This window comes from Aeribacillus sp. FSL W8-0870, assembly GCF_037963755.1.
Lineage (GTDB): Bacteria > Bacillota > Bacilli > Bacillales > Aeribacillaceae > Aeribacillus > Aeribacillus composti.
In genome coordinates, this window is the sequence record NZ_CP150165.1 from 3,029,429 (window position 1) to 3,052,925 (window position 23,497).

Genomic DNA, 23,497 nt, shown 5'->3' on the forward strand with positions numbered 1-23,497 from the left:
ATCTACACTCGAAAAAGGCGGGGGAGCTTCCCTTTCCGCCTTTTTCAAATTATTTCGCTTCATACCACGTAGAACCGTAAGAATAATCAACCTTTAACGGCACTTTTAGCTGAATGGCATTTTCCATTACTTCCGGAACAAGCTTTTCTAAAATTTCAATTTCATCCTTTGGCGCTTCAAACACCAATTCGTCATGAACTTGAAGCAGCAGCCTCGTTTGCAAATTTCGTTTTTCAATTTCTTGCGCCATATCGATCATCGCTTTTTTGATAATATCCGCTGCACTTCCTTGAATCGGAGTATTCATGGCTGTTCGCTCGGCAAAGCTTCTGATATTGAAATTTCTGCTCGTAATTTCCGGAATATATCTCCGACGCTGCATTAGTGTCGTTACATAGCCTTTTTGCTTCGCCTCTTGGATTATGCCATCCATATATTCTTTAACACCTTTATAAATTTCAAAATATTTTTTAATAAATTCACCAGCTTCTTTTCGGGTAATTCCTAAGTTTTGCGACAATCCGTAATCGCTGATTCCGTAAACAATCCCGAAATTAACTGCTTTTGCCTGTCTTCTCATGTTGGAGGTCACTTTATCTTCTTCGACATGGAACACATCGATCGCCGTTTTTGTATGAATATCAAGATCTTGTTTAAACGCTTCAATCAATTTTTCATCTCCAGATATATGCGCAAGCACTCGCAGTTCAATCTGGGAATAGTCCGCTGCAAAAATGACCCAATCTTTTTCAGAAGGGATAAATGCTTGACGAATTTTGCGGCCTTCCTCAAGGCGAATCGGAATGTTTTGCAAATTCGGGTCTGTGGAGCTTAATCTTCCGGTTTGCGTTAATGCTTGATTAAATCGGGTGTGGATTTTATGCGTATCACGATGGACAACCTTCAGCAACCCTTCAATATACGTCGATTGAAGCTTTCCGAGCTGCCGGTAATGCAAAATTTTCTCCACAATTTCGTGTTGTCCTCTCAATTTTTCTAAAACGTCCGCAGAGGTCGAATACCCCGTTTTGGTCTTTTTCAAAACCGGTAGATTGAGCTTTTCAAATAAAATCGGCCCAAGCTGCTTCGGAGAATTAATGTTAAATGACACTCCAGCTAGACGATGAATATCCTTTTCTAATTGCTTCAGCTGTTCATCAAGCTCTTTTCCCATTTCTTTCAGACGGTTGACGTCTATCTTTACTCCTGTTGTTTCCATGTCAGATAAAATGGCTGACAGCGGAAGCTCCAATTCGCTGAATAAATGAAATTGTTCATTTTCTTCTAATTCTTGTATTAATAATTCTTCCAGCTCATAAATGGCTAACGCTTTTCTGGCAAGATGTTCGCCTAAAATGTCTTCATCAGGGATATGACGTTTAGCGCCTTTTCCGTAAATCACTTCATCCTTTTGAACTAAATGTTTATTTTTTGTCTTGGCAAGCTCGGCTATGTCGTCAATCGATTCAGACGGGTTTAAAATGTATGAGGCAATGAGAACATCAAACTCAATACCTGCTAAATCAATGTTTCGCCAGCGCAGCGCCACAATTGATTTTTTCGCATCATACACCACTTTCCGCTTTGTTTCATCCTTCACCCATTCTATGAACTCTTTTGAATGTAGCGCAATTTCGGCTGGAATATAAAAACATCCATTTTCGTTTGCGATAGAAAACCCGATGATTTCTCCAGTATGATAATTTTCATCAATGATTTCCACTAAAAGAGCTGCCTTCTCTGATAAAACCTTGTCTGACAGCTTTTCAACTTTTTCGAACTTAATCGTCGGCATTTCATCCGCTTCTTCATTCTCATGCTCTCCCATTTTGTCTAGGAGCGATTGGAAGCCTAGTTCCTTAAAAATTTTCACTACTTTTTCTTTGTCATAGCCTTTATACTCAAGGTCTTGAATTTTTATTTCGACAGGAGCTTCACAATGAATTGTCGCAAGCTGTTTGCTCATTAATGCTTGCTCTTTATAGTTTTGTAAGTTTTCCTTTAATTTTTTTCCATTTACTTCTTCAATTGAATTTAAAATATTTTCGACTGTCTCAAACTGTTTCAGCAATTTAATCGCGGTTTTCTCTCCAACGCCGGGCACACCTGGGATATTATCTGATTGATCGCCCATCAATCCTTTCAAATCAATAATTTGTGCCGGGCTTAGCCCATACTTCTCTTGAATCGATTCGGGAGTGTGCGGTTCAACATCCGTAATTCCTTTTTTCGTAATGGAAACGGTCGTTTTTTCAGTTGCCAGCTGTGTTAAATCCTTATCTCCGGAAATAATTTTCACTTCAAAATCTTGCTTCTCAGCTTGTCTCGCAACTGTTCCAATAATATCATCAGCCTCATAATTTTCGAGTTCATATGTTGTAATTTTGTAGGCATCAAGCAAATCCCGTATAAATGGTAGCTGCTCCGACAATTCAGGAGGGGTTTTTTGCCGAGTTCCTTTATATTCTTTAAAAGTTTTATGCCGGAACGTTGTTTTCCCTGCATCAAATGCAACAAGGATATGTGTCGGTTTTTCTTCCTCCAGTACTTTTAACAGCATATTTGTAAAGCCGTAAATTGCATTCGTATAAATCCCCTTATCATTATTTAAAAGCGGCAAAGCGAAAAACGCTCTGTAAGCAATACTGTTTCCATCAATTAAAACTAGCTTCTTTGTCACTACTACTAGCCTCCTTCAACTAAAAAAGCCATGCCTTCCTTCTATTCTACCATTACTTTCAGCAGAAGAAAAAACATGGCTTATCGATTTTATTCTGTTTCTCCCATTAATATTTTGGCGTATGGAGAATCGAACGGGAGAACGATGACTGTTTCACCGTCGATTGTTTTCTTGTAGGATTGAAGTGTTCTATATAATTCATAAAATTTAGGATCTTTTGAATAAGCCTGGTTATAGAGCTTCGCCGCCTCCGCCTCTCCATGACCGCGGATGGTTTCAGCTTGAGCTTCAGCTTTTGCCAGCATTTCTTTTACTTGTCTGTCCGTTTCAGCAACAATTCGATTTTTTTCTGCATCCCCCATCGATAAATATTCTTGGGCTTTTGATTCCCGCTCTGATATCATCCTAGTAAATACCGATTTTTCATTTGCTTCCGGCAAATCCGTCCGTTTAATTCTTACATCAACCACCTTAATGCCGAAATGATTTTGTTCAAGCAGGTTATTAACAATATTTGTGATTTTGTCATTGAGGCTCCCGCGGGAAGACTTTTCATCATTAATAATTTCATCATAATTCAGTTTTCCAAGCTCCGATCTCACAGTGGAAAAGATAAATTCCGACATTTTTGCCTCTGCATTGACAACTGTTCTTGCATTGGCGATCATTTCTTTCGGATCTTCGATTCTCCAAACCGCATAGTTGTCAATTAATATTCGTTTTTTATCCTTTGTATTGATTTCCGCTTCCTCCACATCATACGTTAATTGATGCTTTGGAAGACTTTCAACTGTTTGTATGAAAGGAATTTTTAAATGGAGGCCGGGCTTCTCTATAATTTTTACAACTTCGCCAAATTGGCGAACGACTTTATATTCATTTTCTTTCACAACAAAAACGTTGCTGAATAAAAATAGCAAACACGCAAATAAACCGGCTATAACAGCCCCTAGGCGTATGTATTTCTTCCATTCAAAATTAATTTTCTTTTCATTCTTGTCCATTGTTTTCACCTCTTTTTTGCGTGTTCTCACTCGATTGATCAGCTTTTTGCTGACTTTGCTGATCATTAGGCAGCACTTGCTGCATAGGCTGAACAGGAAAATACTTCATTGTATTTCCATCATCCTTCATAATGTAAATTTGCGCATTTGGCAGCACGCTGTCTATTGTTTCTAAAATTAGACGTTTTTCTGTGATTTCTTTCGAATTTTTGTATTCATTGTATAAAGAATTAAATAGTGCGACTTCCCCTTTCGCTTGTTCAATTCTGGACGCTCTGTCCCCTTCAGCTTTGGAGATGATTGCATCGCGCTCTCCTTCTGCCTCTTTTGTTCGTTTATTCCTATATTTATTGGCTTCGTTTATTTTCGTATTCATCATTTCTCTTGCATCCGTAACGTTTGTAAACGCCTTTCGAACTTCTTCGTTCGGCAAATCAACATCCTGCAATTTGACCGCAATGATTGAAATGCCAATATCATACTTTTTCATCAACGAGCTTAATAATTCTTGCACTTGAGCTTCAATTTCCACTTTTCCGCTCGTTAAAGCATTGTCAATTTTTGTGCTTCCAATAATGCTTCTTAACGAAGCAGATGTTGCATCCCGCAAAATTTCCTTTGGATTTTCAGCATTGAACAAATATTTTGCCGGATTCGTTATTTTCCATTGAACGACCATATCTGCTAACACAATGTTTTCATCGCCTGTAATCATTTTTGTTTCCTTTGGAAAAGACTCAACTTTTCCATCTTTCTCTTTATATCCAAATTGTAAACTGAATGTTTCTTTGGATAGTTTTTTTACCGATTGAATCGGCCATGGCCATTTAAAATGAAGCCCAGGCTCAGTTATACCCTCTTCCACTTTTCCAAATGTAGTAATAACCGCTTGTTCCGACTCGTCTACAGTATACCAGGAAGTAATCGCAACAAGACCGAGAATGCTGATCAGAAAAATAAATCCAATAATTGTTAATAATCTTCTTATGCTTACCATTATATCCCCCCATCTCTCTCTATTTATTATTTCATACGAAAAAAGTACGATTTTGTTTCATTTAAAAAACGCAGCCATAAAAAAAAAGACGGAAACGTAATTGTTTCCATCTGCAAATGGGCTCCTTGGATGAAGGGGTTTTCGAATGCCATTTTAACAATCAAATGTTAACTTAGCATAAATTGGATGTAAATCTTATGTTAAACTATTCATTGTATCTTTGAAAAGTCACAGTAAAAGTCGTTCCAACACCAACGGTGCTTTTGACTGTCAAATTTGCTTGGTGGGCTTCTACTAAATGTTTTACGATCGCAAGCCCTAAACCAGTTCCACCTGAGTTTCTGCTTCTAGCTTTATCAACTCTATAAAAACGCTCAAAAATTCTAGGAATTTCCTCTTCTCTAATTCCAATTCCGGTGTCTTGAACAGAAATGGCTACTTCATCATGTCCAGCCTTAACAGAAAGGGTCACTTTTCCGCCAGCTGGCGTATACATAATTCCGTTGCTGGCTAAGTTTATAAAAATTTGCTTCAGCCGATGAGGATCGCCTTCAATAAAAACAGGCTCGTCTGGAACATCCAATATAAAATCAATATTTTTTTCTTTCGCTTTTCTATCTAGCAAATGATGAATTTCTTTTAAAAACTCGTTTACATTGCATTTTCTAAGCTCCAGCTGAAAGCCCTGCTGCTCGATTTTTGATAAATCTAATAAATCTTGAATTAAAGATTGCATTCGTTCGCTTTCTTTTAAAATGATGGATAAAAAAAAATGCAATGTTTGTTCATCTTTCATGGCGCCATCCAGCAATGTTTCAGAAAACCCTTTGATGGAGGTGATCGGTGTTTTTAATTCATGAGATACATTTGCTACAAAATCTTTTCGTATTTGTTCAAGCTTTTTCAATTCGGTAATATCGTGAAAAACAAGAACGACGCCTTTCCATACTTCGCTTTTTCCAATGATCGGAGCACCGTAAACTTCAAAATGCTTTCTTTCGATGTTAACAGGAAGCATAATATGCTTTCTTATATTTGATTCCGTCAAAAAAATTTCTTCGACCATTTGAATAATTTCTTTATATGCAATCGCTTCTTGGTAAGATTTATATAAATAATCCTCTTGATTAATTTGGAAAATTTCTTTAAAGGCTTTATTCATCAGGCTAATATAGCCACGTTCATCAATGAAAAGAAGACCGCTTCCCATGTTTTCAATCAATGTTTGCAGCCTTTCCTGGTGCAATTCCTGGGTTCTTGTCATGTCTTGAAGGTTGCGTGCCAAAATGTTGATGGATTTGCTCAACATACTCGTTTCGTCGCCTGATGAATTTTCATATGTTCTCGCTTTGTAATTTCCTTTTGCAAGCTCCATCGCCACTTCTGTCGCCGATTCGATCGGTTTCGTATACTGCTTCATAATGCGGGTGCCAAAAATTAAAATGATCGTTAATGCCGCAATAAGACTCCCTATAATGAAAAACCAAATTTCTTTATTCATCGCTTCGAAATATTTGATGGAAGTCCCGAAAACTAAAAATCCCTTTCGTTCATCTTGTTGAAAGATGGGAATACCGTAAAATAACAAATCAGCTTGATCGAGATCTAGGCGAAATCCTTCCTTTGCATTTCGGTGGTTGGCCAAGATCAGTTCTGATAACCTTTCGTCGCTTTGATGAAAGCTAGGACCTGTTTTAAAAACGATGTTTCCGTCCATATCCATAAAAAGAAGGAGTGAGTTTAACTTTTCGCTCATTTCCTCCATTTTATGCTTCATTTCGGTAGAACCGATCTTTTCATTCTCAATGACCAGCTTGATCAACTCGGCTTCTTTTTTAAATTGCTTCTCATAATTGATGAAGTAAAACGATTGAAATAATTGTCCTAAAATAAATCCAAAACCAAGCAGAACAGTAATAATTAATGCTGTAAACGCAAGAAGCAGTTTTGAACGGAACTTACTCATTTAGCTTTGGATCCTCCAGTTTGTAGCCTAGACCTCTGATCGTTTTAATATATTCAGGCTTTTTCGTATTCCGTTCAATTTTTTCTCTTAGATGGCTGATATGAACATCCACAATTCTTGTATCACCGGCAAAATCATAATTCCAAACAGCGCTTAATAACTGATCCCTTGTCAAAACTCGGCCTTTATGTTTCGCAAGATAAAGAAGCAGTTCAAACTCTTTCGGTGTAAAGTCAAGTCTTTCTTGTTCAAAATAAGCTTCATATCGTTCAGGCATAATTTTTAAATCACCGATAATAATGTTGTTTTCTTCCGCTTCTTTTTTTACATGCATGTGAGCATCTTCTGATCTGACACGCCGCAGGATTGCTTTTACCCGAGCGATAATTTCTCTTGGACTGAACGGTTTTGTCATGTAATCGTCCGCACCTAACTCAAGCCCAAGCACCTTATCAAATTCATCATCTTTTGCCGTAAGCATTAAAATGGGCGTCATCACTTTGCGCTGTCTAAGCTGTTTACAAATTTCCATACCATCTATACTCGGGAGCATTAAATCAAGCACAATTAAATCCGGTGCATCTGTAATTGCTTTTTCAAATCCTTCGCTTCCATCCTGAGCAGTAATGACTTCATAGCCTGCTTGTTCAAGATTATACTGAAGAAGAGTGACAATCGATTGTTCATCATCCACTACTAATATTTTTTTACTCATAAAATCCTCCAATAATTTTCTCCTACTGTTCTTATTATTCTTTATTATTATTATAGTCCACGAAGCAGAAAGAACCAATACAAGAAAAGCTGCTTTCAGAAGATTTTAAAGAATCGATAGAAACATGATGGAGCGGTTTTGAAGCGGAAATTGAAAAAGCGGACGAATTTTCTATGCAAACTCTCTTTTTTCTTTTATAAGAAAAAGGAGGAACATAACATGTCCTCCTTTTTCTATCATGCACTATATTAATGCTTTCATAACATTTCTTACAGATTCTGCAGATTTTTCCAAAGCTGATTTTTCTTCATCCGTCAGTTCAAGCTCAATAATTTGCTCTAAGCCATTGCCTCCAAGAATTGTTGGAACGCCTAAATAAATACCTTCAAAACCGTATTCTCCTTCTAAATATGCAATGGCAGGCAATACGCGGCGCTGATCTTTAACAATCGCTTCCACCATTTCTACAAGAGATGCGGCTGGTGCGTAGTATGCGCTTCCGTTTCCAAGCAGGTTAACAATTTCTCCCCCGCCTTTTCTAGTTCTTTCAACAATCGCATCCAAGCGCTCTTTCGGGATTAATTTTTCTAACGGAATGCCCCCTGCGTATGAATAGCGAACTAATGGCACCATATCATCTCCGTGGCCGCCTAACACAAATCCTGTAATGTCTTTGACTGATAAATTCAATTCTTGAGCAACAAATGTGCGGAATCTTGCGGTATCTAAAACTCCAGATTGACCGATGACGCGGTGTTTTGGAAATCCGGATTCTTTATAAACAGTGTAAGTCATTGCATCAACCGGATTTGTCAGCACAATGATAATGGAATTTGGGGAATATTTTACAACTTCTTTTGTGACGCTTTTCATTACTTTTTGGTTGGTCTGCACTAAATCGTCTCGACTCATTCCAGGTTTTCTTGCAATTCCTGCCGTGATCACAACAATATCGGAATCAGCCGTTTCCTCATAGTTTGATGTTCCGATAATGTTCGCATCAAATCCAAGAACAGGGCTTGATTCAAGCATGTCCAACGCTTTCCCTTTTGTCGGATTCTCTGCTTGCGGAATGTCAACGAGCACAACATCTCCCAGCTCTTTTTTTGCCAGCAAAAAAGCTGTTGTCGCACCAGTAAATCCAGCACCAATGACAGAAATTTTCTTTCTTTTAATCGCCATTTCAAGCATCCATCCTCTCTTTTATGTAAGTGATTTTTCAAAAATGAATCTAAATGGAGAGCTACTTCGTAAAGAAGCAGCTCTCAGTTCTTTGTTTAACCCATGTTTTTAATCAATTCATTGCCGAATTCAGAGCATTTTACTTCCGTAGCTCCGTCCATGAGGCGTGCAAAGTCATAGGTGACAACTTTTGAAGCGATCGTTTTTTCCATTGCTTGAATGATTAAATCAGCTGCTTCTTTCCAGCCTAAATGTTCGAGCATAAGCACTCCAGAAAGAATTACGGAAGATGGATTCACTTTATCAAGTCCGGCGTATTTTGGTGCTGTACCGTGTGTTGCTTCAAAAATCGCATGCCCTGTCTCGTAGTTAATGTTTGCTCCTGGAGCAATACCGATTCCGCCTACTTGTGCAGCCAAAGCATCCGAAATGTAGTCTCCATTTAAATTCATCGTTGCTACTACATCAAACTCGCGCGGACGAGTAAGAATTTGCTGTAGGAAAATATCTGCAATTGCATCTTTAATAATAATTTTTCCAGCTTTTTCTGCTTCTTCTTGCGCTTTGTTAGCCGCTTCTTTTCCTTCTTTTTCAACAATGCGGTCATACTCAGCCCATGTGAATACTTTATCGCCAAACTCTTGCTCAGCCAATTCATATCCCCAATTTTTAAACGCGCCTTCTGTAAATTTCATAATGTTCCCTTTATGAACAAGGGTGACAGATTTTCTTCCGTGTTCAATTGCATAGTTAATGGCCGCACGGACAAGCCGTTTCGTTCCTTCTTCAGAAATAGGCTTAATGCCGATTCCGGACGTTTCAGGGAAACGGATTTTGTTTACTCCCAGCTCTTTTTGTAAAAATTCAATGACTTTTTTTACTTCTTCTGTCCCTTTTGCATACTCTATGCCGGCATAGATGTCTTCGGTATTTTCACGGAAAATTACCATGTCTGTATCTTGAGGACGTTTTACAGGGGAAGGAACTCCATTGAAATAACGGACAGGTCTTAAGCACACAAATAAATCCAGCTCTTGGCGAAGAGCAACGTTTAAAGAACGGATTCCTCCACCTACAGGAGTTGTTAACGGACCTTTGATCGCAATCATATACTCGCGTATCACATCAAGCGTTTCTTGAGGAAGCCATTCCCCAGTCTCTTTAAAAGCTTTTTCACCAGCAAGCACTTCTTTCCAAACGATTTTCTTTTCGCCATTGTATGCTTTTTCTACAGCTGCTTCCAGCACTTTTGACGCAGCTCTCCAAATATCAGGACCAGTGCCGTCTCCTTCAATAAACGGAATTATAGGATCATTTGGAACGTTTAAAGTACCATTTGTCATTGTAATTTTTTGACCTTCTGCCACAATCATTACCTCCTAAATATGTATTCTCTATTTGTGTATAAAAGCATGGCCATGCTTAACAGGGAAGAAAAAGGAATCCCTTTTCTATTTTACCTGTTAGCTGCGCTTTTCGATAGGGATAAATACTTGTTTTTCTGGTCCTGTATATTCCGCACGAGGACGAATCAATCGATTGTTTTCATATTGCTCTAAAATATGGGCTAACCATCCAGATGTGCGGCTTATTGCAAAAATCGGCGTAAATAAATCATGATCAATACCTAAGCAATGGTATACAGACGCTGAATAAAAATCAACATTCGGCGGTAAAGATTTTTCAGATGTTACGATTTCCTCAATTTTAGTTGACATTTCATACCATTTCGTTTCACCGGTGATTTCTGTTAGTCTGCGGGACATTTCTTTTAAATGTTTGGCACGAGGATCCCCTTTGCGATAAACTCGATGACCAAATCCCATAATTTTTTCTTTGTTTGCTAATTTTTCGCGAATGTAAGATTCTACATTTTCAGGTTCACCAATTTCTGTTAACATTCGCATAACGCGTTCGTTCGCACCGCCATGCAACGGTCCTTTCAATGCTCCAATTGCCGCAGTAATTCCGGAATAAATGTCCGAAAGCGTCGCCACACATACTCTTGCAGTAAATGTCGAAGCATTCAATTCATGGTCTGCATGAAGGACGAGCGCTTTGTTGAAGGCTTCAATGGAAGTTTGATCAGGTTCTTCACCTTTTAACATATATAAGAAATTAGCGGCAAAGCCTAAATCTGTTCTCGGTTGAACAGGCTCCAATCCTTTGCGGATGCGGGCAAAAGCAGCGACAATTGTAGAAATTTTCGCCTGCAATCGAATTGCTTTTCGATAATTTGCCTCATCAGACATGTTGTCCGCTTCTTCGTCATACAATCCAAGCAAAGATACAGCTGTTCTCAAAGCTGCCATCGGATGTACTTTATCAATCGGATAAGTTTTAAAATGTTCTAATATTTCATTCGGTATCGACGCATTCTCAGCAAGCTGCTTTCTTAATTCCTCTAATTGCTCCTTATTCGGAAGCTTTCGATGCCAAAGCAGGTAAACAACTTCTTCAAAGCTTGCGTTTTGAGCTAAATCGTCAATATTGTAACCAACATATGTCAATGTATCATCAATAATAGAACTTATTGATGAAGTTGTGGCTACCACGCCTTCTAGTCCACGCGTTGCTGTCATGGCTATCTCCCCTTTACATAAAAATTTTCAACTGCAATTCAAATAGAAATAAACAAAATTCATAAAACTTTCATTTTTTCACAAAAAGAAAATGCTTTCATTTCTTTTGTGAAATATTTTTTATCAGTGAAATGATCACCAAACATATGAATTAAAAAATACACCTCTATTATAAACAATTATCAGACTTTTGTGAATCAGATAAATAAGATATTTTTTACGGAATTCTTTTTTTTAATAAAAAAATCTTATAGAATTGAATAAGAATTACTTATTTCAGCATAATAAATCTTTTATTGAATTATGGCCGAATAATATGGATCGTATGTTTATCAATCCATTTTTTTATGAATTGAATAAGAAAAGGTTTTATCCAATTTCTTGTGATTGGAAATAAAAGAAACAAACCGACGATATCCGAAATAAATCCCGGCGTCAATAGCATGATTCCTCCGACAAAAATAGCCATTGCATCCAAAATGGCATTGCTTGGAATGCGCCCATATTGAATTTCCTTTTGAAGATTTCGCACTGCCTGAATTCCTTGTCTTTTCGCCAAATAAGCCCCAACAAAGCCTGTTAAGATAATCAATAGCACAGTCGGAAGCACCCCGATCGTCTTTCCAGATAAAAGCAAAACCCCTATTTCACAAGCCGGTGCAACAATAAAAAAAATCAATAATGCTCGCATATGCTATCTCCTCCATATATAAAATACCCGTTCCCTACTCTTTACTATACAAAAGAGAGATGTAAAATACTCGTTTCTTAATCTTTACTATACAAAAAAAGAGAAGGAACTGAAATCCTTCTCCTTTCAATCAAAATTATAGAACGCTCGCATGTCCTTTATATATCATCCCTTGGATTGCATCCACAGTGACTTCCATACCATCCTTCAAAATTTCTGTTGCATTTTCTACCCCGACAATGACTGGAATGCCAAGGCTCAAACCGACTACGGCCGCATGGCACGTTAAGCCGCCTTCTTCCGTAACAAGTGCAGCTGCTTTTTCAATCGCTTCCATCATGTCTTTGTCGGTTCCATTCGTAACGAGAATTGAACCTTTCACCATTTTCTCAACAGCTTCTTTACTATTCTTTGCAACGATAACCTTTCCAAACGCCGATGCTCGTCCAATCCCTTGACCTTTTCCTAAAACATCGCCAACAACATGGACTTTCATCAGATTTGTGGAACCTGTTTCTCCTACAGGTACTCCGGCTGTAATAATCACTCGATCTCCATGTGTAATAATTCCAGTGTTTATAGATTCACGCACAGCTATGTCAAGCATTTCATCTGTTGTTGTAGCAATTTGTCCTATTGTTGGATGCACACCCCATACAAGGGCAAGCTTACGGCATACTTTACTGCTGGATGTTACTGCAATAATCGGCGCTTTTGGCCGATATTTCGAAATCATTTTGGCCGTATAGCCGCTGACTGTTGGCGTGATAATGGCCGAAACGTCCAAATTTATCGCCGTATAAGCTACTGATTGTCCAATTGCATTTGTGATCGTTGAATCAGCAACTTTCGTATGTTTCGTTAAGGCTTGGCGATAATCTAAAGCTTGTTCAACGCGGGAAGCAATTTTATGCATCGTCTCCACTGCTTCTACCGGATATAAACCGGCAGCTGTCTCGCCTGAAAGCATAATTGCATCGGTTCCATCAAAAATAGCGTTTGCTACATCGCTGGCTTCCGCCCGGGTAGGTCTTGGGTTTCGCTGCATCGAATCAAGCATTTGAGTAGCAGTGATAACAGGTTTTCCTAATTGATTGCATTTGCGAATCAGTTCCTTTTGGACAAGCGGAACATCTTCAGCGGGAATTTCTACTCCTAAATCTCCTCGAGCAACCATTAGCCCGTCGGAAACTTCCAAAATTTGATCAATATTGTCAACGCCTTCTTGATTTTCTATTTTCGGGATAATTTGAATATCGTCAGCTTGGTGTTCCTCCAACAGTTGACGAATTTCCAATACATCGGAAGCGCGGCGAACAAATGATGCAGCGATAAAATCGACTCCCTGCTCAATGCCAAACAAAATATCTTTTGCATCTTTCTCCGTAATTCCAGGAAGATTGACACTAACTCCAGGAACATTGACTCCTTTTTTATTTTTCAAAATTCCGCTGTTTAATACCTTCGTTTCAATTTCCTGTTTTTCTTTATCAATCTTTGTAACTTCTAAACCAATTAATCCGTCATCAAGCAATATTTTAGAACCAACGGAAACATCATTTATTAATCCTTTATATGTAACCGAAATTTTTTCTTTCGTGCCGACAACCTCTTCCATTGAAATAAGAAGGCGGGATCCTGCTTCTAATTGTATCTCTCCGTTTTCCATTGTATGCGTTCGAATCTCAGGGCCTTTTGTGTCCAATAATATTGCAACACTTTTGCCCAAGCGCTTCGCTGCCTCCCGAATGTTTTGAATTCTCGCTTTATGCTCCTCATGATCTCCATGCGAAAAATTGAGCCGTGCCACATTCATGCCGGCCTTGATTAGTTTTTCCAACATTTCGATGCTCTCGCTTGCAGGACCTATTGTACAAACAATTTTCGTTTTTCGCATAAATTGGCATACCTCCTAAACATTATGAAAACGATCCCATGTTCATACTTTATATAGAAAGTTCTTTTGAAAGCTTGTACATTGACTTGTCAACCGTATGAGGCTGATCTAAAATTTCTAAAATGTCATGATCCACAAGCTGATTATTTTGGATGCCTACACATCGTCCGCCTTTACCATTAAGAAGCAGTTCCACCGCATAAGCGCCTAGTCTGCTTGCCAATACTCTATCAAATGCGGTAGGCGATCCGCCGCGTTGAATGTGGCCTAATACAGAAACACGCGTTTCAAAGTTTGTCATCTCTTTGATCTTTTGGCCTATTTCGACGCCGCTTCCCACACCTTCAGCGACAATAATAATACTATGTTTTTTCCCTCTTTCATGGCCTCGTTTTAATCGATCGATGATTTCCTCTATTTTGAAATCTGCTTCCGGAATTAAAATGGTTTCCGCACCTCCGGCAAGCCCGGACCATAAAGCGATGTCACCGGCATCCCGACCCATTACTTCTATTACGTATGTACGCTCATGGGAGGTAGCTGTATCACGAATTTTATCAATTGCTTGTATCACCGTATTAAGTGCTGTATCAAAACCGATCGTATAGTCAGTTCCAGGTATGTCATTGTCGATGGTGCCCGGCACCCCAACGCATGGATATCCATGTTCAGTCAACTTTTTCGCGCCCATGTAGGAGCCGTTTCCGCCAATAACGACAAGACCTTCAATCCCGAATTTCTTCAATTGTTCAATTCCTTTTTTTTGTCCTTCGATTGTTTTAAATTCTTCGCACCGTGCCGTATAGAGCATCGTTCCACCGCGATGAATGATGTCACCTACTGAACCAAGTTCAAGCTTTTGAATTTTTCCCGAAATAAGACCTGAGTAACCATTATAAATTCCATAAACTTCTAATCCATGAAAAATTCCTTTGCGGACAACGGCACGAATTGCAGCGTTCATACCAGGAGAATCGCCGCCGCTCGTTAAAACGCCGATTTTTTTCATAATTTCACCTCTCTTGGACTGCTCAAACAAAGCTTACATAAAATAATGATCATATTATCTGATAATCGCTGAGCATAGTAAGCTTAGAATAGTTAAATTCTTTATTATTATACACAAAAAGAAGCGATGCGAAAGATAAAAATAAAAAAATAACGTGCGGCTCCATCAAGGAGCGCACGTTACTGCGTATTTGTCACTTGTTCGTCAATAACGGCCCCAATACTTTTAAATTTTTCGTACCGATGCCTTATCAGCTCTTCTCCGCTCATATTGGTCAATTCTTTTAATGATCGTTTTAAAGCCTGTTCAATGTGTTTAGCTTGCAATTGGACATCCCTATGTGCCCCGCCTTTTACTTCCGGAATGATATCATCAATGACACCAAGCTCTTTTAAATCTTGGGCAGTGATCTTCATTGTTTCTGCCGCTTTTTTAGCTAAGCCGGCATCCTTCCATAATAGGGCGGCAGCCCCTTCGGGAGAAATAACTGAATAAGTAGAATTTTCCAACATATATATATGATTTCCTACTCCTAATGCTAATGCGCCGCCGCTTCCCCCTTCTCCAATGACAATACATATAATTGGAACAGAAAAACCGGCCATTTCAAACAAATTTCTGGCAATTGCTTCACTTTGTCCCCGCTCTTCTGCTGCTTTTCCTGGGTAAGCTCCTTTTGTATCGATAAATGTTATAATAGGGCGGTTAAACTTGTTCGCCTGTTTCATAAGGCGCAATGCTTTACGGTAACCTTCAGGATGCGGCATACCAAAATTTCTTCGGATATTGTCTTTCGTATCTTTTCCTCTTTGCTGCCCGATTACCGTTACAGGGATCCCATGAAATTTTGCAACGCCTCCTACAATCGCTTCGTCATCACCAAAATATCTGTCTCCGTGGCATTCGAAAAAATTTTCAAACAACAGCTCAATATAATCAAGCGTTGTAGGGCGATTCGGATGGCGTGCGATTTGGACGCGATTCCACGGGGAGAGGTGATCATATATTTCCTTTTCTAAATTTTTTAGTCTTGTTTCCAGCTTTTCAATTTCAGCCGACAAATCTACATCCGCCGTTTTTGTAAATTCCTTTAATTCATGAATTTTTTTCTTTAATTCTATAATCGGCTTTTCAAATTCCAGTTCTCCTACCAATCTACATCCCCCTTTGCTTGGTGTATATCCAAGAGGTTGATTAACGTATCCCGCAGTTGGTGGCGGTGCAATACAGAATCAAGCTGCCCATGCTTCAGCAGAAATTCAGCAGTTTGGAAATCTTCCGGAAGCTCTTCTCTGATCGTTTGTTCTATGATTCTGCGCCCTGCAAAACCGATTAATGCACCAGGCTCGGCAAAATTGTAGTCACCTAAAGAAGCGAAGCTAGCCGATACTCCCCCTGTAGTCGGATGGGTCATAACCGAAATAATGAGTCCGCCTTCATCACTGAATAATTTTAAAGCAGCGCTAGTTTTCGCCATCTGCATTAAACTGAGGACGCCTTCTTGCATACGAGCACCGCCTGAAGCTGTGAAAATAATAAAGGGGATGTTTTTTTTCTTCGCTTTTTCAATTGCCCTTGTAATTTTTTCGCCAACTACCGAACCCATGCTCCCCATGCGAAAACTTGCATCCATAACGGCAATCACTACTGGAAATCCGCCGATTGTTCCTTCGCCTGTCACGACAGCTTCATTTAGCTTCGTTTTCTCTTTGTCTTTTTCTAGCTTTTCTAAATACCCTTCAAAATTAAGAGGGTTTTCAGAACGCATATCGCTGTCATATTCTAAAAAGCTGCCATGATCTAAAAGGCTGGCAATTCTTTCTCTCGCTCCCATTTGAAAATGGTAGCCGCAGTTGTTGCACACTTTTAAATTTTTTTCAATTTCTTTTGAGTACATAATCTTTTTACATTTTGGACATTTTGTCATAATACCTTCAGGAACATCATATTTTGCATGTCCGGAAGGGATCGATGCATATTTTTTCTTTTTTGAAAAAATGTTTTTTATCAAAATAGAACCTCCCTTTTTGGCTGAATAATGTCTTCATTGCAAGGGATGACACCTTCAATCAATCTTAAATCTTCCGGATCTTCTTCCTATATCTTTTGAGAGGTATTCAAATATTATAAATATATCATATTTTTCTTTCTCCCAACAGCAGAGAAGAGAGGTTTCTCATTCTTTCGCCATTTGTAGCCGCTTTTATTTTCCAATAATAGCAAGCTTTCTTGTTTTTTCCGCAACTTCTTCCGGATCTACTTTTATGCGTGCAACACCTGTTTCCATTGCCGTTTTCGCAACAGCTGCAGCAACACATGGTGCAACCCTAGGATCAAACGGCGCCGGAATAACATAATCAGGACGAAGCTCATCTTCCTTAATAAGAGAAGCAATCGCTTCAGCAGCAGCCATTTTCATCTGTTCATTTATATGTGTTGCTCTTACATCCAATGCTCCACGGAAAATCCCTGGAAATGCTAAAACGTTATTCACCTGGTTAGGGAAATCTGAACGTCCTGTTCCAATGACTTTTGCTCCAGCTTCTTTCGCATCGTCAGGCATAATTTCCGGATCAGGATTGGCCATAGCGAAAATGATCGGATTATCCGCCATTAATTTTACCATTTCTTTTGTTAGGGCTCCTGCGACTGACACACCGATAAAAACATCCGCTCCTTCGATTACATCGGCCAAAGAGCCCTCTAAGCGATTATGATTTGTATATTTAGCCACTTCAGCTTTTATGCTGTTCATTCCGTAAGGGCGTCCGTCGAAAATGGCTCCTTTTGAATCGCACAAAATAATGTCACGAACACCATAGCGATATAATAATTTTATAATAGCTATTCCAGCCGCTCCTGCTCCGTTTGCGACAACTTTAATATTTGACATCTCTTTGCCGACCAGCTTCAACGCATTTAATAAACCAGCGACAGTTACAATGGCGGTTCCGTGTTGATCGTCATGGAAAATCGGAATGTTCGTTTCCTTTTTTAAACGTTCTTCAATTTCGAAGCAATTTGGTGCGGCAATATCCTCCAAGTTTATGCCGCCAAAAGTCGGCTCAAGAAGCTTTACTGTCTCAATAATTTTTTCCACATCTGTCGTATCTATACAAATCGGGAACGCATCGACACCTGCAAAGCTTTTAAATAAAACAGCTTTTCCCTCCATGACAGGGAGAGCTGCCTCCGGTCCGATGTTTCCAAGCCCTAAAACGGCTGTTCCATCAGAGACAACCGCCACCATATTCCCCTTCATCGTATACTCATACACTTTGCTTTTATCATCATAAATTGCCTTGCACGGCTCAGCCACTCCAGGAGAGTATGCTAAACTTAAATCTTTTGCATTTCGTACCGGAATTTTTGATTTTGTTTCAAGTTTTCCCTTTTGAACACTATGAATATGTAATGCTTCTTCTCTTAATGACAACCTTTATCACTCCTCGTATACTAAGTTTCAGAAAGTTTTTTTATCGAATTTCCAGTCCGATACGCTCCTTGACAATCGCATATCTTGGGTGGTTGCCTTTGTGGGAGGGGCGCGCCCCTCCCACAAAGGGTTCAGCGTACCGGGGTTGGACTTTTCGCAATGTTCCTGGATAATGGTCTTAGGATCATCGGGGATACTCTTCTCACTCCTGTAGCTTTGACTACTTGTAAAGTCTGTCTCCTCGGCCCCTGTTTGGACGTCTAACCCGCAGGCTGTTCCCGTTGGTTTTCCCCATGCTGGAAGGAGCAGCTTCCAGGGCAGCCCATGGTCCAACGTGAGTTCTCATATGCGAGGGTGACTGGTCAACAGGCGCGATCCGGGGGCATCCCGAAGAGTCCTACCCCTCGATCCTACAACAATAGGAGGTGATCTCATGAAACTCTACGTCGGGATCGACGTGAGCTCACGCGACTTAGCCACCTGCATTATGGATCATGAAGGAAATACGTGCGCACGCTTCAAAGTGGATAATCATCTTCTGGGCGCCACCTTCCTTCGGGATCAAATCCTCCTGTGGGCTAACAAGCGAAAGCCAACCGAAATTCTGATCGGGATGGAAGCCACCTCGGTCTACAGTTGGCATCCAGCTATGTTTTTCCACCAGCAGGAGGCCTTGCAGGCTTGGAACGTCAAGGTGTTTACGATCAATCCAAAGCTCATTCGCAAGTTTAAAGAAGCCTATGTCGACTTGGAGAAAACGGATGACATCGATGCTTGGATCATTGCGGATCGGCTTCGCTTCGGCCGTCTGAAGATGACGGCTGTCCTCAAGGAGCAGTTTCTCGCGCTTCAGCGACTGACACGCATGCGATATCATCTCGTCCACCAGTTAACCCGTGAGAAACAGTATTTTCTCCAGCACTTGTTTTACAAATGCAGTTCCTTTACCCAAGAGGTGGACAGTTCGATCTTCGGACATGCCATTCTCGAACTGCTGCTTGAGTCGTGGAGCCTCGATGACATCTGCCAAATGGATGTCAAGCAGTTGGCCGACTTCCTGCGCCAAAAAGGGCGCAATCGCTTTGCCGATCCGGAATGCATCGCCAAGTCGATTCAAAAGGCGGCCCGTTCGTCGTATCGGTTGTCCAAGTGTGTCGAGGATTCCATCGACTTGCTGTTAGGGCTGTCGATTCAATCAATCCGCAGCCTGCAATCGCAGCTCAAAGAGCTCGATAAAGCCATTACCCGCCATCTTGAAGGCATTCCGAACACACTGCAAACCATCCCAGGCATCGGACCGGTTTATACCGCAGGCATCCTGGCCGAAATCGGGCAAATCGAGCGGTTTCACAACCAGGCCGCCTTGGCAAAATATGCCGGCTTGACATGGTCCAAGCACCAATCGGGCCGTTTTCAAGCCGAGGACACCTCCCTCATTCGTTCCGGCAATCGCTATCTCCGTTACTACCTAGTGGAGGCTGCCAACTCGGTGCAACGGCATGATGCGACGTTTCGTGCGTACTACCGGAAGAAGTATGAGGAAGTGCCCAAACACCAACATAAACGAGCCCTCGTCCTCACCGCTAGAAAACTCGTGCGTGTGATCGATGCGCTGCTACGCAACGGTCAAATCTACACGCCAAGAAAGGGGGAAGATCGATAAGAGGATCGATCTGGTATACCAATATCAACCTTTAGACCCAGTTTATTACATGTACCAATACTGGGTTTCTTCAGTATTGCCTTTTTTCGGATCATCGGACAAGGGAATTTCCAATTTCTATGATTTTTCACCTTGACATATTACCGCAGGACTTAACAACATGGATAATCGTCAAAATGGAAAGACCACTTTTTAGATATTTCTAAAATATTATACATGCAATCCGTTGTAAAGAAAAAGACATGTTTATTCTCTCAAGGCGACATTCCTTTCTCCGAGCAATGCCCGCAATCGATTCAAACATTGTTCAGACGGTTGTACACCAAATGTTTCGGGAAGCTTGACCGCTTTCTTTTTTCGTTCATGGTAAATAAATACAGGTATGCTGCCTGGATAATCCTGCAAAACTTTTTTTATTTCGAGAAGCTTTTGTTTCTCTGATGCTTCATCTGCAATTTTTAAAAATAAAGCACGCTGCCGTTTAAATTCCGAGATGTCTTTTACGTCTTGAATTATATATTGAACATGTTCATTTCTAATTTCCGGTTTTCCGGTCAACAAATATACATTCCCTTTCTTTATTTTTCCGCTGAACTTTGCGTATTCATTAGGAAACAAGACCGCTTCTACATCCCCGCTTTGATCGCTTATATTGAGAAAAGCCATCGCCTGGCCGCTTTTTGTGCGAATTGCCTTTACGTTCGTCACATACGCGCCCACATGAACTTTTTTTTCAATCCATTGCGATAAATCCATTAATCGAACTGCCCCCAGCTGCTTCAAAACCGAATCGTAAGGCTGAATCGGATGGCTTGATAAATAAAATCCTAATGTTTCCTTTTCGAATTTTAATTTTTCTTCAATGGTGAACGGTTCCACTTCCACATACTTTGGTTTAATCGCAGCAAGATCGTCAAGCGGAAAAACGATTTGCTCTTTTTCATCCATTTTGAACAATTCTGCATGTTCGAGCGCAACATCAATACTAGCAAGCAACGTTGCCCGATCTTGCCCAAAATCATCCATCGCACCAGAAAAAATGAGCGCTTCTATTGTTCGGCGATTGACTGCCTTTGAAGACATCCTGATACAAAAATCAAACAAATCTTCAAAAGGCTTCTTTTTTCTTTCTTTTGCAATTTCTTTCATGGCGGCAATGCCAACATTTTTAATCGAGGCAAGTCCGAATCGGATAGATCCGTTTTCCACTAAAAAAGAAAAACCGCTTTTATGAATGGACGGTGGCAGGATTGTAATTCCCATTTCTGAAGCTTCTCGAACATATTGCGCTAATTTTTCTTGATTTCCTCCGATGCTCGACATTAACGCAGCCATAAAATATAAAGGATAGTGGGCTTTTAAATAAGCAAGCTGATAGGCAATCATGCTGTAGGCAACAGCGTGGCTGCGGTTAAAACCGTAGTTGGCAAATTTAACAATGAGATCGTATACTTTATTCGCGGTTTTTTCGTCGTATCCTTTTTTTAAACAACCTATAATAAAGCGATTTCTGTTTTCATCCAAAATCGTTTTAATTTTTTTGCCGACGGCCCGTCTCAACAGGTCTGCTTCCCCTAACGAAAAACCGGCCATTTTCGCTGCGATTTCCATTATTTGCTCTTGATACACAATGACTCCGTATGTCTTTTCTAAAATAGGCTGCAAATCTTTATGCAAATATTCTACCGGCATCCGGCCGTGCTTCCGTTCGATATAGACAGGAATGTTTTCCATCGGTCCTGGACGATATAAAGCATTAACCGCAACCAAATCTTCCAAATTAGTAGGTTTTAGCTTTTGTAAAACTTTCCTCATTCCTTCTGACTCAAATTGGAACACACCTGTCGTATTTCCTTCCGATAAAAGGGAAAACGTTTTTTCATCATCATAATTTGTAAAGTGGACAGAGAGCTTTGTTCCCTCGTAACGTTCAATTAAACGTTTGATATCTTCTATTAACGTTAAATTTCGCAGACCTAAAAAATCGATTTTCAACAGCCCGATTTCTTCTAAAAAATCCATTGAATATTGTGTTAAATATATATTGTGATGACCATTTTGAATCGGAATGACTTCAGTCAGCGGGTGATCGCTTAGCACCACTCCCGCAGCATGCGTCGATACATGGCGCGGCAAGCCTTCCAGCTTTAAAGCCGTTTCAAAAATTTCCTTTCCTTTTTCCATTGAATGAAGGATGTTTCGAAATACTGCCGATTGTTCAAATGCTTCTCTTAAAGTAATTCCAAGCTTTGAAGGTATGTGCTTTGCGAGCACATCCACCTCTTTATTCGAAGCTCCAAGCGCTTTTGCCACATCTCGAATAGCAGCTTTGGCCGCAAAAGTACCGAAAGTGATGATTTGAGCCACATGCCCTTTTCCGTATTTTCGCGCAACATATTCAATCATTTCATCCCGTCTTGTATCCGGAAAATCAATATCGATATCTGGCATAGAAACACGTTCAGGATTTAAAAAACGCTCAAACAATAGATTATAGCGAATTGGATCTACATTCGTAATATCTAGTACATATGCCACTAAAGAGCCGGCTGCTGAACCGCGGCCTGGACCGGTTACAATACCTTTTTCATGCGCGTATTTCATAAAATCCCAAACGATTAAAAAATAATCGCTAAAATTCATTTTTTTTATAACAGACAGCTCATACGACAGCCTTTTGACATACTCGTTCGAAGGGGATGTTACTTTTTTTCTTAATCCTTCAAAGCACAGCTGTTCAAGAAAATCATCGCTGCTCAATCCTCCAGAAAAGGGGTATTTAGGCAATTTTGTTTTGCCTAATTCTATTTCAACATGGCATTCGGAGGCGATCCGAACAGTATTCTCAATGGAATCAGGAAAGTTCGCGAAATTGTTTAGCATTTCCGCCGGGGATTTTAAATAATATTCGCAAGCAAACGCTGCGTCTTGTTCTTCTACAGTCGTTCCGTCTTTAATCGCCAGCAAACAGCGGTGTGCAAATGCATCATCCTTTTCAACATATAAAACATCGTTCGTTGCGACAATCGGAACTTTGATCGTTTCTCTCAGCTCCGCAATTTTTTCGTTTAATTGCTGCTCTTCCGGCAAGCCGTGATTTTGTACGGATATGTAAAAAGAATTGGGATCGAGCATGCTTTGAAAAAACTCCACCGCTTTTCCTGCCTCTGCAATCTGTCCGTTTATAAGCAGCTGCTCAATCAAGCCTTGTCTGCCAGGTGTGATCACAAAAAGATCCCTGCTGTATTGTTTAAAAAAAGAAAGCGGAAGTCCTTTCGGAAACTTTGTTTGCAGCAAACTGCTTAATTTAAGCAAATTGCGGTATCCGCTGTTATTTTTAGCAAGCAAAACAAAAGGATACGGTTCGTTTTTTATGATAACGGTAGCAGTTAAACCGAAAATCGGTTTAATCCCGTGTTCTTTACAAATTTTATAAAAAGAGAGCGCTCCATACATGACATGATGGTCTGTCAAGGCTAGAGCTGTTTGACCAGTTTTTTTCGCATAGCGGACAAGCTTGTCCAATCCCGCAGCACTAGTCAGCAAACTATAGGCGCTCTTCACTTGTAGGTGAACAAAAGGCAATGAAGACCCCACCTTTTTTCAATGATTTCTTAAAACAATTATAGTCATTGTTTTCAATGAAAGACAAACTTCATACTTTTATCTTCCCAT

Annotated in this window: 16 protein-coding genes; 1 reads left to right on the forward strand and 15 read right to left on the reverse strand. The window is 40.0% G+C overall.

Features of this window, described 5'->3' with window-relative positions; translation table 11 throughout:
• Window positions 1-49 precede the first annotated feature (49 nt).
• The 14 genes from polA to NSU02_RS14810 form a co-directional block, all read right to left on the reverse strand.
• Window positions 50-2,680 (reverse strand): DNA polymerase I, encoded by a 2,631-nt coding sequence (gene polA / locus NSU02_RS14745; RefSeq protein WP_094246328.1) that lies wholly within the window; start codon window positions 2,678-2,680, stop codon window positions 50-52.
• Window positions 2,681-2,769: 89 nt separating this feature from the next.
• Entirely contained in the window at window positions 2,770-3,684 is a 915-nt protein-coding gene (locus NSU02_RS14750; RefSeq protein WP_339193204.1) for a protease modulator HflC, read from the reverse strand.
• A complete protein-coding gene (gene hflK, locus NSU02_RS14755) occupies window positions 3,671-4,681 on the reverse strand; it encodes an FtsH protease activity modulator HflK (protein WP_311066378.1) in 1,011 nt (336 codons plus the stop codon). Before hflK ends, NSU02_RS14750 begins: the two co-directional genes overlap by 14 nt.
• Window positions 4,682-4,886: 205 nt before the next feature.
• The gene (locus NSU02_RS14760; protein ID WP_339193205.1) at window positions 4,887-6,647 is read right to left on the reverse strand and encodes an ATP-binding protein; all 1,761 of its coding nucleotides are present in this window, start codon (window positions 6,645-6,647) and stop codon (window positions 4,887-4,889) included.
• Window positions 6,640-7,362 carry a response regulator transcription factor gene (locus tag NSU02_RS14765; protein ID WP_063387489.1) on the reverse strand — a complete coding sequence of 241 codons (723 nt, stop codon included), beginning with the start codon at window positions 7,360-7,362 and terminating at the stop codon, window positions 6,640-6,642. Before NSU02_RS14765 ends, NSU02_RS14760 begins: the two co-directional genes overlap by 8 nt.
• A 243-nt stretch (window positions 7,363-7,605) precedes the next feature.
• Window positions 7,606-8,544 (reverse strand): malate dehydrogenase, encoded by a 939-nt coding sequence (mdh, locus tag NSU02_RS14770; protein ID WP_094246539.1) that lies wholly within the window; start codon window positions 8,542-8,544, stop codon window positions 7,606-7,608.
• Window positions 8,545-8,639: 95 nt separating this feature from the next.
• Entirely contained in the window at window positions 8,640-9,911 is a 1,272-nt protein-coding gene (gene icd / locus NSU02_RS14775) for an NADP-dependent isocitrate dehydrogenase (protein ID WP_066247811.1), read from the reverse strand.
• A 96-nt stretch (window positions 9,912-10,007) separates the two neighbouring features.
• On the reverse strand, window positions 10,008-11,126 hold the full coding sequence (citZ, locus tag NSU02_RS14780) for a citrate synthase (RefSeq protein ID WP_063387400.1): 1,119 nt from the start codon (window positions 11,124-11,126) through the stop codon (window positions 10,008-10,010).
• Between the two features lie 301 nt (window positions 11,127-11,427).
• Entirely contained in the window at window positions 11,428-11,817 is a 390-nt protein-coding gene (locus tag NSU02_RS14785) for an FxsA family protein (protein WP_339193206.1), read from the reverse strand.
• 136 nt (window positions 11,818-11,953) lie between these two features.
• Window positions 11,954-13,714, reverse strand: coding sequence for a pyruvate kinase (gene pyk, locus NSU02_RS14790; protein WP_130156149.1), 1,761 nt, complete (start codon window positions 13,712-13,714; stop codon window positions 11,954-11,956).
• A 49-nt stretch (window positions 13,715-13,763) separates the two neighbouring features.
• Window positions 13,764-14,723, reverse strand: coding sequence for a 6-phosphofructokinase (gene pfkA / locus NSU02_RS14795; protein WP_063387397.1), 960 nt, complete (start codon window positions 14,721-14,723; stop codon window positions 13,764-13,766).
• Window positions 14,724-14,902: 179 nt separating this feature from the next.
• Window positions 14,903-15,877 (reverse strand): acetyl-CoA carboxylase carboxyl transferase subunit alpha, encoded by a 975-nt coding sequence (accA, locus tag NSU02_RS14800; protein WP_063387396.1) that lies wholly within the window; start codon window positions 15,875-15,877, stop codon window positions 14,903-14,905.
• Complete coding sequence (gene accD, locus NSU02_RS14805; protein ID WP_066247816.1) at window positions 15,871-16,734, reverse strand: acetyl-CoA carboxylase, carboxyltransferase subunit beta; 864 nt, start codon at window positions 16,732-16,734, stop codon at window positions 15,871-15,873. Before accD ends, accA begins: the two co-directional genes overlap by 7 nt.
• 192 nt (window positions 16,735-16,926) lie before the next feature.
• Window positions 16,927-18,159 carry a malic enzyme-like NAD(P)-binding protein gene (locus NSU02_RS14810; RefSeq protein WP_311066384.1) on the reverse strand — a complete coding sequence of 411 codons (1,233 nt, stop codon included), beginning with the start codon at window positions 18,157-18,159 and terminating at the stop codon, window positions 16,927-16,929.
• A gap of 433 nt (window positions 18,160-18,592) precedes the next feature.
• On the opposite strand from NSU02_RS14810, the gene NSU02_RS14815 reads away from it, so the two are divergent.
• Window positions 18,593-19,822, forward strand: coding sequence for an IS110 family transposase (locus NSU02_RS14815; RefSeq protein WP_027725928.1), 1,230 nt, complete (start codon window positions 18,593-18,595; stop codon window positions 19,820-19,822).
• A 246-nt stretch (window positions 19,823-20,068) separates the two neighbouring features.
• On the opposite strand, the gene dnaE is transcribed toward NSU02_RS14815, so the two are convergent.
• A complete protein-coding gene (dnaE, locus tag NSU02_RS14820) occupies window positions 20,069-23,407 on the reverse strand; it encodes a DNA polymerase III subunit alpha (RefSeq protein WP_339193207.1) in 3,339 nt (1,112 codons plus the stop codon).
• Window positions 23,408-23,497: the final 90 nt, after the last annotated feature.

What these genes read in the sequence shown, in the direction of transcription:
- NSU02_RS14765 (WP_063387489.1), bottom strand. Translation starts at nt 7,362, where the DNA reads ATGAGTAAAAAAATATTAGTAGTGGATGATGAACAATCGATTGTCACT.
- hflK (WP_311066378.1), bottom strand. Translation starts at nt 4,681, where the DNA reads ATGGTAAGCATAAGAAGATTATTAACAATTATTGGATTTATTTTTCTG.
- NSU02_RS14760 (WP_339193205.1), bottom strand. Translation starts at nt 6,647, where the DNA reads ATGAGTAAGTTCCGTTCAAAACTGCTTCTTGCGTTTACAGCATTAATT.
- NSU02_RS14785 (WP_339193206.1), bottom strand. Translation starts at nt 11,817, where the DNA reads ATGCGAGCATTATTGATTTTTTTTATTGTTGCACCGGCTTGTGAAATA.
- pfkA (WP_063387397.1), bottom strand. Translation starts at nt 14,723, where the DNA reads ATGAAAAAAATCGGCGTTTTAACGAGCGGCGGCGATTCTCCTGGTATG.
- NSU02_RS14815 (WP_027725928.1), top strand. Translation starts at nt 18,593, where the DNA reads ATGAAACTCTACGTCGGGATCGACGTGAGCTCACGCGACTTAGCCACC.
- mdh (WP_094246539.1), bottom strand. Translation starts at nt 8,544, where the DNA reads ATGGCGATTAAAAGAAAGAAAATTTCTGTCATTGGTGCTGGATTTACT.
- pyk (WP_130156149.1), bottom strand. Translation starts at nt 13,714, where the DNA reads ATGCGAAAAACGAAAATTGTTTGTACAATAGGTCCTGCAAGCGAGAGC.
- NSU02_RS14750 (WP_339193204.1), bottom strand. Translation starts at nt 3,684, where the DNA reads ATGGACAAGAATGAAAAGAAAATTAATTTTGAATGGAAGAAATACATA.
- citZ (WP_063387400.1), bottom strand. Translation starts at nt 11,126, where the DNA reads ATGACAGCAACGCGTGGACTAGAAGGCGTGGTAGCCACAACTTCATCA.